The organism is Micromonospora sp. WMMD729 (assembly GCF_049315225.1).
Classification (GTDB): Bacteria; Actinomycetota; Actinomycetes; order Mycobacteriales; family Micromonosporaceae; genus Micromonospora.
Map to the genome: position 1 here is coordinate 176,305 of NZ_CP186059.1, position 14,913 is coordinate 191,217.

A 14,913-nucleotide genomic window follows, 5' to 3' on the forward strand; every position below is an offset into this window, starting at 1 on the left:
GGGACAGGTGGTCACCCCGTCCCTGCTCGGCCCGACGGCCGGGCGAGTCGAAGACGTGCGGAAGATCGCCGTGCTGCGCGCCAACGCCCTCGGCGACTTCATCTTCGTGCTACCGGCGTTGGAGGCGCTGCGCGCCGCGTACCCCTCGGCGGAGATCGTGTTGCTCGGCGCGCCGTGGCACGCGCAGCTCTGGCGCGACCGGCCCGGCCCGGTGGACCGGGTGCTGGTGGTGCCGCCGGGGCCGGGCATCCGCGAACCGACGGCCGACGAGTCGGCGTCGACGATCGACGACTTCGTGGCGGCGGCCCGGGACGAGGGCTTCGACCTGGCGGTGCAGGTACACGGCGGCGGCGCCAACTCGAACCCGTTCGTCAGTCGGCTGGGCGCCCGGGTGACGGTCGGGTTGCGCGCCGAGGACGCGCCGCCGCTGGACCGCTGGGTCCGCTACGTGTACTACCAGCACGAGGTGATCCGCTACCTGGAGACGGTGGCCCTGGTGGGCGCTCCGGCCACCACGATCGTGCCGACGCTGGCGGTCACCGACGCGGACCGGAGCGAGGCGGAGCGGGTGCTCGGCCCGGCGGACCGACCCCGGGTGGCGTTGCATCCCGGTGCGAGCGACACCCGGCGGCGCTGGCCGGCCGAGCGGTTCGCCGAGGTCGCGGACGCCCTGCACGCCGACGGCTACGAGGTGCTGGTGACCGGCACGCCGGCCGAGCGGGAGGTGGTGGACCGGGTGGTCGCGGCGGCCGGGGCGCCGGTCCGGCCGCAGGTCGGCACGCTCAGCCTCGGCGGGCTGGTCGGCTGCTACGCCGGGTGCGCGCTCGTCGTCTCGAACGACACCGGCCCGCTGCACCTGGCCGCCGCGGTGGGTACGCCGACGGTGGGCATCTTCTGGGTCGGCAACCTGATCAACACGGCGACCCCGCTGCGCGGCCGGCACCGCCCGATCACCTCGTGGATGGTGCACTGCCCGGTCTGCGGGGTGGACTGCACGCCCGGCATCTACCCGCACCGACCGGGCGACGGCGAGTGCCCGCACCGCGACTCGTTCGTCACCGACGTGCCGGTGGCCGAGGTGCGCGAGGCCGCCCGCGAACTGCTCAACCCGTAGGGGCGCTCTCGTCGGCGAGGACGACCTCCCAGGCCTCCACGTCCCGCTCGGTGACCGTGGTGGGCGTCTCCAGGTGGTACGCGCCGCTGGGCAGGACGCCCGCCCCGCCGTGCCGGGCCAGCACCGCGAGCTGGGCGGCCACGTCCTCGCCCTGGTGTCGCTCCTGCACCCGACGCCAGAAGTCGAACCCGCCGGAGTCGAGGAGCTTGGCCCGGTCGTACAGCACGCACCCGCCGATCCACGACACCTTGTACGCCCGCCACGCGTCCGGCGGCAGCCCCACCGTAGCGGTGACGTGCAGCAGGTTCGCCGCCGAGTGGATCCGGGCGCGGTCCCACTCGACGGTGCCCGGACGGATCCGCTCCGGGACGGGTGGTCCCGCCCACTCCTCGTAGTGCCGGTGCGTGTCCGGCCGGAGGTCGTCGACGTACGACAGGCCGTGCACGCCGTTGCCGACGAACCCGCAGCCCAACTCCTCGATCGCGGTGACCAGCCGGCGCAGCGCCCCGGGTTCCAGCCACACGTCGTCGTCGAGGTTGAGCACGTACCGGGCGGCCGACGCGTCGAGCAGGTACGCGCGGTGCTCGGCCAGGCCCCGGCGCGGCAGCCGGCGGGTCAACAGCACCGGGTGGCCGGCGTGCCGCAGCGCCCGGACCATGGTGGCCGCGGCCGGGTGGGCGTACGCGGGCTCGCCGTCGGACTGGTCGCTGACCACCACCCCGAAGCCGGGCACTCCCTCCTGCGCGGCGAGCCCGGCCAGGGTGACCGCCAGCTCGGTGGGCCGGTTACGGGTCGGGATCAGCACGTCGACCAGCCGGTCGGCACGGAACTCCGCCGGGACGCCGAGAGCGAGGGGCCGGTTCACGACGACTGGGTACGGGTGCTCAACGACGGATCGGAGGCGTACGACGAGGGGTCCTGACCGTGCGACCGGATCCGTTCGATGATCGCGGAGGTGGACCGGTCCGGCACGTACCCGAGGGTGCGCACCTGCCCGCCCAGCCGCCGTACCAGCGGCGCCTCCGGCACCAGCTCCGGCGGGTAGTCGCCGCCCTTGACGTAGACGTCCGGCCGGACCGCCTCGATCAGCGCGGCGGGCGAGTCCTCCTCGAAGACCACGACGTGGTCCACGCAGGACAGCGCGGCCAGCAGGGCGCCGCGGTCCTCGACCGGGTTGACCGGCCGGTCCGGCCCCTTGAGCCGGCGTACGCTGCCGTCCGAGTTGACCGCCACGATGAGCAGGTCGCCCAGGGCGCGGGCCTGCTCCAGGTAGCGCACGTGCCCGGGGTGCAGCACGTCGAAGCAACCGTTGGTGAACACCACCGAGCGGCCCGCCTCGCGGTGTTCGGCGACGATCGCGTCCAACTCGTCGGTGCCGACCACCGCCGGGTGCCCGGTGACCTCCGGCGGCATGTCGAGGGCGGCGAGCAGGTCGTCGCGCAGGCACACGCAGGTGCCGGTGTCGGAGACCGTGATGGTGGCCGCGAGCTGGGCGAGCTGCGCGGCGGTGGGCAGTGGCGCGGCGGCGGCCAGGGCCAGGGTCATGGCGGCCAGGTAGGCGTCTCCCGCGCCCACGGCGTGGCTCGCCGGGACCGGGGTGCTGTGGCTGCGCCGCCGTTCACCGTCCGCGCCGCCGACCACCGCGCCGTCGGTGTCCAGGGTCACCGCGACCACGTCCGCCCCGGTGTGTGCGTGCAGCTCGGGGAGGCGAGACTCGGCCAGTACGGCCCGGTCCACGCCCGCTCCGGCCTCGGTGTTCACGGTGACGCCCGTGCCGGTGACGCTGAGACCGTCGCCGGTGAGGGCCACGCGACCCTCGCCCGGCGTGGGCTCGCCGACCGGGCCGGGACGGTCGTCGGCGCGCGCCCCGCCCGGGGCGGCGCCGACGCTCAGCTCGGACGGCCCGTCGGCCGGATCGTTGTCGGGGTGTTCCAGGTGCAGGTCGGCGCCGGCCGTCGAACGGGCCGCCCCGCCAGCACGGGCCAGCAGTCGGGTCGCCTCGGCGAAGCTCGGGGTGACCACGGTCGGCGCGAGCCCCCGCCAGTCGGCGAGGTCGTGGGCGTCCAGCGCGACCGTGGCGTACCGCTCGCGCTGCTCGACCAGCCACGCGCGGACCGGCGCGGGCAGCGCGCCCAGGCCGTAGTCGCAGACCACCAGGGTCGGCGCCTCGCCGCCGGCGGCGGCGCGCAGCTCCTCGGTGGCGCAGTCCAGCGCCGTGAGCAGCCGGGTCACCCCGTCCGGGTCGAGCGCGTCGTCCGGGTCGCCGGAGTCCTCCCGGAGCAGGATCTGGTTCCCGGCCAGCATCCGCCGCTTCACCGGGGTCGGGCGGCCGGGTTGGTTGACGGTACGGTCCCAGACGCCGGCCCGGTCCAGACAGTCGTGCAGTTCGTCGCCCGCGACGTCGGCGCCGACCGGTGCCACCAGCACGGCCCGGCCGCCGAGGGTGGCGACGTTGACGGCGGTGTTCGCGGCCCCGCCGGCGGCGGAGATCCGCCGGCGCAGGGTCAGGACCGGGGCGGGCGCCTCCCGGCAGAGCCGGTCGGACTCGGCGAACCGCCACTCGTCAAGCATGGCGTCACCGACGATCAGGACCGGACGCCCGAGCCAGCTCTCCACGACGGTGGCGAGCCGGCGCTGTTCCGCTGCTGCTCCTGCCATGCCTCCCCGGGTCCCCAGCGGCCCCCGGGCCAAACCTGGGCCCGAGGTGGTGCCCCTTCGTGGGGTGTTTCGGCTTTTCGCGCTCGGGAAGGACGTTGAGGTACCCCGGAGAGGAGATGTACCGAGATGGCAGCGACATTGCAGGGTAAGAGGATCGCCTTCCTGGCCGCCGACGGCGTCGAGGAGGTCGAGTACGTCCAGCCGCGCGAGGCGGTCGAGAACGCCGGCGCGACCGCGGAGCTGGTCTCGCTCAAGCCCGGTTCCATCCAGTCCTTCAACCACCTCGACCAGTCCAAGACGTACGACGTGGATGTCACCGCAGACCAGGCGGACGCCGCCGGGTACGACGCGCTGGTGCTGCCCGGCGGGGTGGCGAACCCGGACTTCCTGCGGTCGGACCCGGACGCGGTGCGGTTCGTGAAGGCGTTCTTCGAGGCCGGCAAGCCGGTCGGGGTGATCTGCCACGGCCCGTGGACGCTGATCGAGGCGGACGTGGTCCGCGGCCGCAAGATCACCTCTTGGCCCAGCCTGCGCACCGACCTGACCAACGCCGGCGCAACCTGGGTCGACGAGGAGTGCGTAACCGACGGCAACCTGACGAGCAGCAGAAACCCCAACGACCTCCCCGCCTTCTGCGCCCAGATCACCAAAACCTTCGCCATCTCCTGACCACCCTTGTCCTCGGTGATCAAGAGGTTCGCGTCATCCTGATCGGCGTGTCGTGACGCGAACCTCTTGATCACCGCGACATCGGTGGTCGGGTTCGTGCATGTTCTGGGGTGGGGCGGATAGAAGGGCGTATGACTGCCGACGCGTCCGCTACTCCGGTGTTGAACCGCCAGCAGATCAGACTCCTCATGCTGGGTCTGATGACCGGCATGCTGCTGGCCGCCCTCGACCAGACCATCGTCGGTACGGCCCTGCCGACGATCGTCGGTGAACTGGGCGGGATCAACCACTACTCGTGGGTGGTCACGGCGTACCTGCTCGCCTCGACCGCGTCGACGCCCCTGTACGGCAAGATGGCCGACCTGTACGGGCGTCGTCCGGTCTTCCTCTTCTCGATCGGTACGTTCCTGCTCGGGTCGCTGCTGGCCGGGCTGTCCCAGAACATGACCCAGCTGATCATCACGCGGGGTATCCAGGGTCTCGGCGCCGGTGGTCTGCTGACGCTCGCGTTCACCATCATCTCGGACGTGGTGTCACCCCGCGAGAGAGGCCGCTACCAGGGTCTCTTCGGCGCGGTGTTCGGCATCGCGTCGGTGGCCGGGCCGCTTGTCGGTGGGTACTTCGCCGAGACCGACTGGCGGTGGATCTTCTACATCAACGTGCCGCTGGCGATCCTGGCCATCGTGGTCTGCTACCACGTGATGCGGCTGATCCCGTTCGAGCGGCGGAACCACGCCATCGACTGGCTCGGCGCCGGCCTGCTGGTCGCCGGGGTGAGCTGCCTGCTGCTCGCGCTGAGCTGGGGTGGCAACGAGTACGCCTGGGGCTCCGGCGTGATCATCGGTCTCTTCGTCGCCGGTGCCGTGCTCGCCGTGCTGTTCGTGCTCCAGGAGGCGCGGGTCGCCGAGCCGATCCTGCCCCTGCGGTTGTTCCGCAGCGCCACGTTCGCACTGGCCAACTCGGCCGGTTTCGTCCTCGGTCTGGTGATGTTCGGGTCGATCATCTTCATCCCGCTGTACCTCCAGATCGTCAAGGGCGCCTCGCCGACCCGCAGCGGTCTGCTGATGCTGCCGATGATGACGGGCATCATCGCCACCTCCATCATCACCGGCCGCGCGATGAGCCGGATCGGCCGTTACAAGTGGTTCCCGGTCGCCGGGTCGGTGACGCTGCTGGTCGGCATGTTGCTGTTCACCCAGCTCAAGGTGGGCACCTCGCTCTGGCTCGCGTTCGCCTTCATGGTCGTGATCGGCGTCGGCCTGGGCCTGTGCATGCAGTCGCTGGTGCTCGCGGTGCAGAACGCCGTCTCCGTGCGCGACCTGGGCGCGGGCACCTCGTCGGCGACCTTCTTCCGGTCGCTCGGTGGTTCCTTCGGGGTGGCGATCCTCGGCGCGGTGCTCTCCACCCGGCTCGCCGGGGGTCTCTCCGACCGGCTGCCGGGCGCGATCGCCCAGCTCCCGCCGGAGCAGCGGGCGGCGGTCGCGGCGAGCGGTGGCACGAACATCTCGATCAACGACCCGGCGACGATCATGGCGTTGCCCGGGCCGGTGCGGACGGCGATCCAGAACGCCTTCGTCGACGCGCTGGACATGGTCTTCCTGACCGCCGGGCTGGTGGCGATCCTGGCCGTGCTGGTCACCCTGGCGATGCCGAACAAGGAGCTGCGGGGCACCGGCCCGCAGGGTGCCAAGGGTGGGGCCGACCCGCTGGGTGGCGAGGCGCCGGCACCGGGTGGCAAGCCGCTGACGCGTGAGTCCAAGGAAGAGGCCGCCGCCGACATGGAGGCCAAGTCCCAGACGATGATCTGACGACCGTCGGCCCGTCGGCCGGACCTCCGCGCCTGCGGTCGCGCCCCCTGCGGCATCCGAATGAGCGTGATGCCTGTGCGGCATCAAGATGACTCACAGGCATCACGCTCATCGGCGCGATCGGGGCCGGCCGCGCTGCTGGGGCGGGCGTGTTCGTGGCCGGCGGCAAGTAGTGCGGCAGGCTCAGGCGGGGCGGCGGTACGCGCCGTACCACCAGGTCGCCGCAAGTTCCCGGGCGGCCGCCGCGTCCGTCTCGGGGTCCGCGGTGGTGGTGCTGACGTGGTCGGCGAGGAAGCGGTCGCCGCCGACCACGATCAGCCGGCTGGCGGCCGGCACGTCCAGGTCGGCGGCGGTACGCCCGGCCTGCTGCTCGGCGCGGAGGGCGTCCGCGGTGCGCGCCACGAACTGCTCCAGCCCTGCCGTCCAGTACTCGCGGACCACCTCGTCGTAGGCGGCCACCTCACTGATGGCGGCCAAAACCGGGGCATATGTTCGATAGATCCGGATCACGTCGGCGAAGACCTCGGTCAGGCTCGTCAGGGGATCGTCGCTGGCGGCCGGATCCCACTGGCCGGTGCGGTCGAAGGAGCTATCCCGCATCGTGCCGGCGAGCCGCATGAGCAGCTCGGTCTTGTCCCGGAAGTGGATGTAGAAGGTCGACCGGGCCACCCCCGCCTCGGCGGCGATCCGCTGCACGCCGAGGTCGGTGAAGCGCGCCCCCTCCTTGAGAAGGCGCTCCGTGGCCGCCAGCACTCGCGCCTCGACGGCAGCTCGGCCGTCCGGGTTGCGCGGACGGCGGCGGGTGATCGACGGCATGCCGGAAATCCTAGGTGGCCGAGGGGTGGGCCGGCGACGTACGCTCCTTGCCGGACACACTGTCCGACATAGTGACCACGAGGCCGTCCGACCTCGGCCTTCGACCCACCACGAGGAGCAACACACGTGAAGTACCGACTGCTGGGCACCACCGGGGTGTACGTCTCGGAGATCTCGCTCGGCGCGATGACCTTCGGCGGCAGCGGGCATCCGATCTTCGGCACCCTCGGCGGGCTGGGGCTGCCCGAGGCCAAGCGGATGGTCGACACCGCGTTGGATGCGGGCGTCAACTTCGTCGACACCGCCGACGGCTACAGCGACGGTGAGAGCGAGGAACTGCTCGGCCAGGCGCTCGGCAAGCGGCGTCGGGACGTGGTGCTGGCTACCAAGGTGCACTCGCGTACGGGCCCCGGCCCGAACGACGTCGGCACGTCCCGGCTGCACATCATGCAGAACCTGGAGGACAGCCTGCGCCGGCTGGGCACCGATCACATCGACCTGTACCAGATCCACAACTTCGACCAGGTCACCCCGATGGAGGAGATGCTCCGGGCGCTCGACGACGCGGTCCGGCAGGGCAAGGTCCGCTACATCGGCTGCGCCAACTTCGCCGCCTGGCAGGTCGCCAAGGCGCTGGGCATCTCCGCGCGGGAGAAGCTGGCCGGCTTCGTCTCCGTGCAGGAGTACTACTCCCTGCTGGGCCGCGACGTGGAGCGCGACGTGGTGCCGATGGCGCTCGACGCGAACGTCGGGCTGACCGTCTGGAGCCCGCTCGCCGGTGGCTTCCTCTCCGGCAAGGTCGGCCGCGACGGCGCCGTCGCCGACAGCGGCGCACGCAGCGCCCAGCCCGGCTACACCAGCTTCACACCGTTCGACCCCGAGCACGCCTTCGGTGTGGTCGACGTGCTCAAGGGCGTCGCCGAGCGGCACGAGGTCAGCCCGGCCCGGGTCGCCCTCGCCTGGCTGCTGTCCCGGCCGGCCGTCACCAGCGTGATCGTGGGTGCGCGCAAGCACGAGCAGTTGGTGGACAACATCGCCGCCTCGGATCTCACCCTGACCGAGCAGGATCTCGCCGAGCTGGACGAGGCCACCAAGCTGCCGGTCGCGTACCCGAACTGGATTCAGGAGGGGTTCTTCGCGGGTATCCGCCACCCGCAGTAGGACCTACTTGAGGATCAGCCTGTTCGTCTGCTCGAAGACGTCCAGGTCGGCCAGCGTCTCCAGGACCGAGGCGGAGAGTGGGGCGGGGAAGCGGTCGCGGGCGAAGAAGCCGGCGTCGGTGGTCTCGTCGGTGACCCGTTCCAGTTGACCGTCCCACTCCTCCACCTTGAACGCGGTGGTGAAGACCTGGTACGTGTGCCCGTACATGTTGGTGCTGGTCCGGTCCGGGCCGGTGTAGAGGGCGAACGCGCAGACGCGCAGCGCCCGCAGCCCGGTCTCCTCGCGTACCTCGCGGACCGCGCAGTCGGCGATTGACTCGCCCAGCTCCATGGCCCCGGCGGGCATGGCCCACTGGCCGTTGTCGGAGCGTTGAATCAGCAGGATGCGTCCGGCGTTGTCGCTGACCACGGCACGGGCGCCGACGAACATCAGCGTCCGGTCCCCGGCGAGCGCGCGCAACTGCCCCACGTACGAGTCGGCCCAGGAGATGCTCACCTGCGACAATTTACGGGGGTTCCCAACGTGTGACCGCCGACACTAGCTTGTTACCCATGCGTAGCACGATGATGGACGCTCCCCTGCAGGTCTCCCGGATCCTCGACCACGGCGCAGGGGTGCACGGCACCGCCGAGGTGGTCACCTGGACGGGTGCCGAACCCCGTCGGATGACGTACGCCGAGGTGGGCCGCTCGGCGGCCCGGCTGGCCCACGCGCTGCGCGACGAGTGCGGGGTGACCGGCGACGAGCGCGTCGCCACCTTCATGTGGAACAACAACGAACACCTGGTGGCCTACTTCGCGGTGCCCAGCATGGGCGCGGTGCTGCACACGCTCAACATCCGGCTCTTTCCCGACCAGGTCGCCTACATCGCGAACCATGCCCAGGACCGGGTGGTGCTGGTCGACACCACGCTCATCCCGTTGCTGGCCCGGGTGATCGGCGAGCTGGACACGGTGCGGCACGTCGTGGTGGTCGGCGGCGGCGACCCGACCCCCATCACCGCGGCGGCCGGCGACCGGATCACCGTGCACCACTGGGACGCGCTGCTCGCCGACCGTCCGGACGTGTACGACTGGCCGGAGATGGACGAGCGGGACGCCGCGGCGCTCTGCTACACGTCCGGCACGACCGGCAACCCGAAGGGCGTCGCCTACTCGCACCGGTCCATCTACCTGCACTCGTTGCAGGTCTGCATGCCCGAGGGCTTCGGTCTGGGGCCGACCGACCGGGAGTTGGCCATCGTGCCGATGTTCCACGCCATGTCGTGGGGCCTGCCGTACGCGGCGTTCCTCTCCGGCGCCTCGCTGATCATGCCGGACCGGTTCCTCCAGGCCGCGCCGATCGCCGAGATGATCGCCGCCGAGCGGCCCACCCTGGCCGGCGCGGTGCCGACCATCTGGACCGACCTGCTGGCCTACCTGGACGGCCACGAGGTGGACACCTCCTCGCTCACCGAGGTGATCGTCGGTGGTTCGGCCTGCCCACCGGCGCTGATGCACGCGTTCGACGAGCGGCACGGGATCAACGTCATCCACGCCTGGGGGATGACCGAGATGTCGCCGCTGGGGTCGGTCTCGCGTCCGCCCGCCGGAGTGTCGGGCGAAGAGGCGTGGCGCTACCGCTACACGCAGGGCCGGGTGCCGGCGGGCGTGCAGGCGCGGATCGTCGGCCCGGCGGGCGAGCCGCTGCCCGCCGACGGCACGGCCGTGGGCGAGCTGGAGGTCCGTGGACCGTGGGTGACCGCCCGGTACGTCGGTGACGACGCCCCCGATCCGGAGAAGTTCCGTGACGGCTGGCTGCGTACGGGTGACGTCGGCTCGCTCTCGCCGGACGGGTACATCACGCTCACCGACCGGGCGAAGGACGTGATCAAGTCCGGCGGCGAGTGGATCTCGTCGGTGGAGTTGGAGAACGCGCTGATGGCCCACCCGGCGGTGCTGGAGGCGTGCGTGGTGGGCGTGCCGGACGAACGGTGGGACGAGCGGCCACTGGCGACCGTGGTGGTCCGCGAGGGCGCCTCGGTGACCGCCGAGGAACTGCGGGACTTCCTGGCCGGCTCGGTGGCCCGCTGGCAGTTGCCCGAGCGGTGGGCGTTCATCGACACGGTGCCGAAGACCAGCGTGGGCAAGTTCGACAAGAAAGTCGTCCGTTCGCGGTACGCCGAAGGCGAGCTGACTGTCCGGGAGCTGACAGCACCGTAACGTTTGACCGTGCACCGTCGCCTATGGGCAGAGGAGTACTCCTGACATTCCTCCCCAGAGGGCGGCCCCGGCGTTCGCACCGCGCCGGGGCCGCCCGCTCCACGCGGGTGACCCCGCACCGTCATTCTTGCGAAAATTGTTCGCCTCTGTCCCGGTGACGGGGAAATCGGTCGCCCGACGACCTGTTCAGGCGTCGCTGGTGGTGATCAGCACCTTGCCGATCGTCGAGTCCTCGACCGCCTGGTGCGCGGCGGCGGTGTCGGCGAGCGGGTAGTGGTGCAGCGGCAGACCGGCGTCCGCGCCCACCCGGATACCGCCCTGGTTGGCGGCCGCCGCCACGTCGACGACACCCTGCGCCTTGGCCGCCTTCGGCTCCGTGTAGACCAGCACGAACTGCCACCGGGCGTTCACCACGTACAGCGGTCGGATCGGGAGCGTCACCTCGGTCCCGCCGTTGTCGGCGTACACGCAGACCGCGCCGCCGTTGTGGATCATCTGCGCGTCCATCGCCGCGTTCTGTGCCGGGGCGACCTCGACGATCGTGTGGACCCCGTCGGGGGCGATCCGGGCGACCTCCTTGACCACGTCCTCCTCGCGATAGTTGATCACGTAGGAGGCGCCGGCCGCCGCCGCGAGCTGCGCCTTCTCCGCACTGCTCACCGTGGCGATCACCGTGGCGTCGGCCCAGCGGGCGAGTTGGATGGCCGCGTTGCCCACCGCTCCCGCACCGCCCTGCACCAGCACGACGTGGTCGGCCAGCGCGCCGGCGCGCAGCGCGTCCGGCATGAACTCGCCGGCCGTCAGACACCGGTGCGCGGTGAGGAACGGAATGCCGAGGCTCGCCCCCAGCTCGAACGACGCGTCGCCCAGCGGCACCGCCTGCCGGACCGGCACCAGCGTGTACTCCGCGCTGGTGCCCCACGGCCGCTGCCAGGCCGCCTCCCAGATCCAGACCCGCTCGCCGATCAGCTCGCGGTCGACGCCCTCGCCGACCGCCTCGACGACGCCCGCGCCGTCCTGCCCGGGGATCTGCCAGCCGTCCGGTGCGAACGCCCGCCGCGACTTCCAGTCGGTCGGGTTCACCCCGGAGACCGCCATCCGGACCAGCACCTCGCCCCGGCCCGGCTCGGGCACCGGCCGGTCCACCAACTCCAGCACCGACGGGTCGCCGGTGCGCTCGTACACGATGGCCTTCATCCGTGGTCTCCTCGCTGCCCGGCGGGGCACGCGGGCGGCGTGCCGCCCGCTGCGGTACCCCGCACCGATCCCGTCATGCCAAGCCGTCCACCAGCTCGGGGGTCAACTCACCGATCGACCCGAGCGTCACGGCCGCGAGCCCGGCGGCGTCCGGATCGAGGGGGTACGACCCGTGTGGCACCGCCACCACCCGCATCCCCGCCGCGGCGGCCGACCGTACGCCGTTCGACGAATCCTCCACGGCCGCGCAGCGGGCCGGGTCGACGCCCAGGCGCTGCGCGACGCTGAGGTACACGTCCGGGGCCGGCTTGCCCCGTTCGGTCTCCTCGGTGGACAGGGTCGCGCCGAACGCGTCGGTCAGGCCGGTGGCGGCCAGCGCCGCCGCGATCAGCCGGGTCGGCGACGAGCTGGCCAGCCCCAGCGGCCACCGCGCGGCCAACCGGCGCACCACGTCGTCGGCACCCTTGATCAACGGAACGTGCTCCCGGTAGCGCTGCGCCATCTCCCCGACCACCTCGTCGGCGACCTGCGCGGCGGTGCGCCGCACGCCCAGCTCGCCGCTGAGGTAGTGGGCCCACTCGCCGGTGCTCATGCCCATCAGCCGGCGCTGGGTGTCCGGCTGCCAGACGCCACCGTGTGCCGCCACGTACGCCCGCCGGACCTCCTCCCACACCGGTTCGGAATCCACGATCACGCCGTCCAGGTCGAAGACCACCGCATCCACCACGGGCCCATCCTGCCCGACGGAGGGACCCACGGTCAGGCGGGCAGCGCGGGCAGCCCGATCGGGCTGTCCGGCGGGATCACCGTGTGGCAGGACCGGGCCATCGGTTCCAGCAGCTCACGAAGGCGGTCGGTGTCGCCCGGGCCGAGCGCCTGCCACGGATGCCCGGCGGCCCGGTCGGTGGCGTCCTCGATCGCCTGGAAATCGGCGTGACCGGCGTCGGTGGGGGTGCCGTCCCCGGCCAGCCAGCCGCGTCGGGTCAGCCGCTCGCGGGCGGCCTGCCACTGCTCCTCGGACCAGCCCCGGCCGAGCAGGCTCTGTGCCGACATGTCCACCGCGACGCGCCAGGCCAGCGCCTCCACCGGCTCCAGGCCGGCGGCCACCAGGGCGGCGATGTGTCCGTCGCCGCGCAGCTCGCGCAGCGTGGTGGCGGCCTGCCAGAGCCGGGCGAGGGGGTACTCGCCGACCGGTAGCGCGGCGTTGGCCGCGCCGAGCACCCGACCGGCGGTCTGCGCCGTCGAGGCGGCCCGCTCCAACAGGTCGGCGGCCTCGGCCAGGTGCCCCTCGGGCAGCTCGTAGGTCAGCTCGGCCAGGGCCTGCACCGCGCCGGTCAGCCGGGCGCGCAGCGCCTCCGGCGGGGTGGCCAGCCGCCACACCGCCGGCAGGGCCCGGCTCACCATCGGCGGCGCGAAGCTGAAGAAGGCGGCGACCACCGGCGGGGCCTCGGCGGCGCCCAGCGGCGCGGCCCGACCGGCGAAGTAGCCGCGCCAGTAACCGCGCAGCCCGACCGCCTCGTACGCGGCACGGGCCCGAGGGTGGAAGTAGGTGACCGCGTGCACCGGCTCGAAGTACGTCCACATCACCCGAGCGGTCCGCCCGGCCGCGTCCAGCGCCGTCACACGCACCTCCACCGTCCCGCGTTCACGTCGTCACCCCGGACGGCGGGCCGCCCGGGGTGACGCCGAACCTACTGCCGGAGGGTGACGGTCAGGAAGCCCCATGTGAACAAGGCCATCGCACGAAGGCGACAACCGGGACGATCCGGACGGGTCACTGGGCGGCGAGCACGTCCACCACGAAGCGCAGCGGACCGGTCGGCCGGCCGCCGGCCTTGGCCTCGTCGTTGCCGTACGCCAGCTCGCCCGGGATGTCGAGCTGCACCCGGCTGCCCACGGTCACGCCGACCAGGCCCTGGTCCCAGCCGGGGATGACCTGGCCCACGCCGATCGGGAAGGTGGCCGGCTGGCCGGCGTTCCAGGACGAGTCGAACTCCTTGCCGTCCTTGTAGAAGACGCCCACGTAGTTGGTGGTGATGTTCTGCCCCTTCTTGACCGCCGGGCCGGTGCCCTTGATCATCGGGGTGACCGTGAGCTTCTTCAGCTCACCGGTGCCCGCCTTCACGGTCGGCTTGGTGCCCAGCGCCGGGTCGGCGCCCTCGGGAAGCTGCGGCGCGGGCGGCGCGGTGGGGGCGTCCTGAGCCGGGGCGTCCGCCGGGGCGGATGCGGACGGGTTGGCGCCGGAGGCGTTGCTGGGCTTGTCGTCCCGGTTGCTGTCGATCCAGACGAAACCGCCGATCAGCAGCGCCACCACGGCGACACCGGCCAGCCCGCCGGCCCACGCCTGGCGGCGGCGCTTCGCCTCGGCCGCCTTCTGCGCCGCCAACTGGGCGGCCAGCCGCCGCCCCGCCTTCGTCGCCGGGCTCTGGCCCTCCGACCGGTTCTCCTGCGTGCGCTCGCTCACGTCGTCGACTCCCTGCTGCGAAGGTGTGGCCGGCACCCGGTGCCGGGGGGAAAGCCGACGCACACGGTACCCGCCCAGCGGCCCGCTGTGCCCGCCCCGGACGCCTCGAATCGTCCAGAAACGCCGTCCGCCGGGTTACGCCGGGACCACCATGAAGTCGGTCACGAACGAGGTGACCCGCCCGTCGGCGGTCCGCCCGATCCAGGTGCCGTAGCAGCCGTCCCCCCAGCCGGTGGCCACCGTGACGACGTTCGCGCCGGTGACCTCGTCCAGAACGGCCGTGATCAGCCCCGGAACCGGCGACGCGGGCAGGTCGGCGGGGATGAAGACGTCCTCGATCCGCTCCTCGTCCCAGCTCTCCAGAGCGGCCAGCGCGGTCGGGTCGGCGAGGGTGCCGGCGCCGGCGTCCACGCCGTACCCGAAGTAGTCGTCGTCGCCGAGGTCGGCGATGTCCTGGTCGCCCACCACGGCGGGTTCCCAGCGGGTGGTCGGCTCGGCGCTGATCACCAGCTCCAGCGCGGCGACCCGCCGGTCCACCTCGGCGTCCGCCCGCAGCACCACGGCCACCCAGGCGCGGGCGGGGTACCGGCCCGGCGCGACGGCCACCGTGTACGGCTCGGCCTCCGGCACCACCAGCGGATCGCACCCGACCACCCGGCCGGTCGGCAGTACGACGTCGCCCAGCGGGTGGGCCTCGACGAGGTACGCGCCGTGCTCGTCGGTGAAGCGCGCCCCGGGCATCAACAACCGGTCCAGGTCAGGGGTGTACGGCATGGGTGCTCCTCCGGTGGCCGACGGCCGGCGGAGCGTACCCGGTCCGGCGGA

Annotated in this window: 14 protein-coding genes; 5 read left to right on the forward strand and 9 right to left on the reverse strand. The window is 72.4% G+C overall.

Translation table 11 applies throughout. The annotated features are described in order from the left end of the window. Nucleotides 1-7: 7 nt before the first annotated feature. A complete protein-coding gene (locus ACN263_RS00800; protein WP_422737919.1) occupies nucleotides 8-1,114 on the forward strand; it encodes a glycosyltransferase family 9 protein in 1,107 nt (368 codons plus the stop codon). Here the strand turns inward: ACN263_RS00800 and ACN263_RS00805 are convergent. After that, nucleotides 1,104-1,979 carry a glycosyltransferase gene (locus ACN263_RS00805; RefSeq protein ID WP_422737920.1) on the reverse strand — a complete coding sequence of 292 codons (876 nt, stop codon included), beginning with the start codon at nucleotides 1,977-1,979 and terminating at the stop codon, nucleotides 1,104-1,106. The genes ACN263_RS00800 and ACN263_RS00805 overlap by 11 nt on opposite strands. After that, entirely contained in the window at nucleotides 1,976-3,772 is a 1,797-nt protein-coding gene (gene rfaE2 / locus ACN263_RS00810) for a D-glycero-beta-D-manno-heptose 1-phosphate adenylyltransferase (RefSeq protein ID WP_422737921.1), read from the reverse strand. The genes ACN263_RS00805 and rfaE2 overlap by 4 nt, the downstream gene beginning before the upstream one ends. Nucleotides 3,773-3,898: 126 nt before the next feature. Between rfaE2 and ACN263_RS00815 the strand changes: the two genes are divergently transcribed. Both ACN263_RS00815 and ACN263_RS00820 read left to right on the forward strand, forming a co-directional pair. Next, nucleotides 3,899-4,441, forward strand: a complete 543-nt coding sequence (locus tag ACN263_RS00815; protein WP_422737922.1) for a type 1 glutamine amidotransferase domain-containing protein — start codon at nucleotides 3,899-3,901, stop codon at nucleotides 4,439-4,441. Nucleotides 4,442-4,572: 131 nt separating this feature from the next. Beyond that, nucleotides 4,573-6,249 carry an MDR family MFS transporter gene (locus tag ACN263_RS00820; RefSeq protein WP_422737923.1) on the forward strand — a complete coding sequence of 559 codons (1,677 nt, stop codon included), beginning with the start codon at nucleotides 4,573-4,575 and terminating at the stop codon, nucleotides 6,247-6,249. Nucleotides 6,250-6,432: 183 nt separating this feature from the next. On the opposite strand, the gene ACN263_RS00825 is transcribed toward ACN263_RS00820, so the two are convergent. After that, entirely contained in the window at nucleotides 6,433-7,065 is a 633-nt protein-coding gene (locus ACN263_RS00825) for a TetR/AcrR family transcriptional regulator (protein WP_422737924.1), read from the reverse strand. Nucleotides 7,066-7,191: 126 nt separating this feature from the next. Between ACN263_RS00825 and ACN263_RS00830 the strand changes: the two genes are divergently transcribed. Continuing rightward, entirely contained in the window at nucleotides 7,192-8,226 is a 1,035-nt protein-coding gene (locus tag ACN263_RS00830; RefSeq protein ID WP_422737925.1) for an aldo/keto reductase, read from the forward strand. Between the two features lie 3 nt (nucleotides 8,227-8,229). On the opposite strand, the gene ACN263_RS00835 is transcribed toward ACN263_RS00830, so the two are convergent. Then, a complete protein-coding gene (locus tag ACN263_RS00835) occupies nucleotides 8,230-8,721 on the reverse strand; it encodes an NUDIX domain-containing protein (RefSeq protein ID WP_422737926.1) in 492 nt (163 codons plus the stop codon). Between the two features lie 71 nt (nucleotides 8,722-8,792). On the opposite strand from ACN263_RS00835, the gene ACN263_RS00840 reads away from it, so the two are divergent. Further along, complete coding sequence (locus ACN263_RS00840; protein ID WP_422740898.1) at nucleotides 8,793-10,427, forward strand: fatty acid--CoA ligase; 1,635 nt, start codon at nucleotides 8,793-8,795, stop codon at nucleotides 10,425-10,427. A 186-nt stretch (nucleotides 10,428-10,613) separates the two neighbouring features. Here ACN263_RS00840 and ACN263_RS00845 read toward each other — a convergent pair whose 3' ends face one another. The 5 genes from ACN263_RS00845 to ACN263_RS00865 all read right to left on the reverse strand — a co-directional run bounded on the left by ACN263_RS00845 (nucleotide 10,614) and on the right by ACN263_RS00865 (nucleotide 14,862). After that, the gene (locus ACN263_RS00845) at nucleotides 10,614-11,624 is read right to left on the reverse strand and encodes an NADPH:quinone reductase (protein ID WP_422737927.1); all 1,011 of its coding nucleotides are present in this window, start codon (nucleotides 11,622-11,624) and stop codon (nucleotides 10,614-10,616) included. A gap of 73 nt (nucleotides 11,625-11,697) precedes the next feature. Continuing rightward, nucleotides 11,698-12,351 (reverse strand): HAD family hydrolase, encoded by a 654-nt coding sequence (locus tag ACN263_RS00850; RefSeq protein WP_422737928.1) that lies wholly within the window; start codon nucleotides 12,349-12,351, stop codon nucleotides 11,698-11,700. A gap of 32 nt (nucleotides 12,352-12,383) precedes the next feature. After that, entirely contained in the window at nucleotides 12,384-13,208 is an 825-nt protein-coding gene (locus ACN263_RS00855) for an SCO6745 family protein (RefSeq protein WP_422740899.1), read from the reverse strand. Between the two features lie 190 nt (nucleotides 13,209-13,398). Further along, nucleotides 13,399-14,124: an FKBP-type peptidyl-prolyl cis-trans isomerase gene (locus ACN263_RS00860; RefSeq protein WP_422740900.1), complete on the reverse strand. Its 726-nt coding sequence runs from the start codon at nucleotides 14,122-14,124 to the stop codon at nucleotides 13,399-13,401. A gap of 99 nt (nucleotides 14,125-14,223) precedes the next feature. Beyond that, nucleotides 14,224-14,862 (reverse strand): DUF4241 domain-containing protein, encoded by a 639-nt coding sequence (locus ACN263_RS00865; protein WP_422737929.1) that lies wholly within the window; start codon nucleotides 14,860-14,862, stop codon nucleotides 14,224-14,226. Nucleotides 14,863-14,913: the final 51 nt, after the last annotated feature.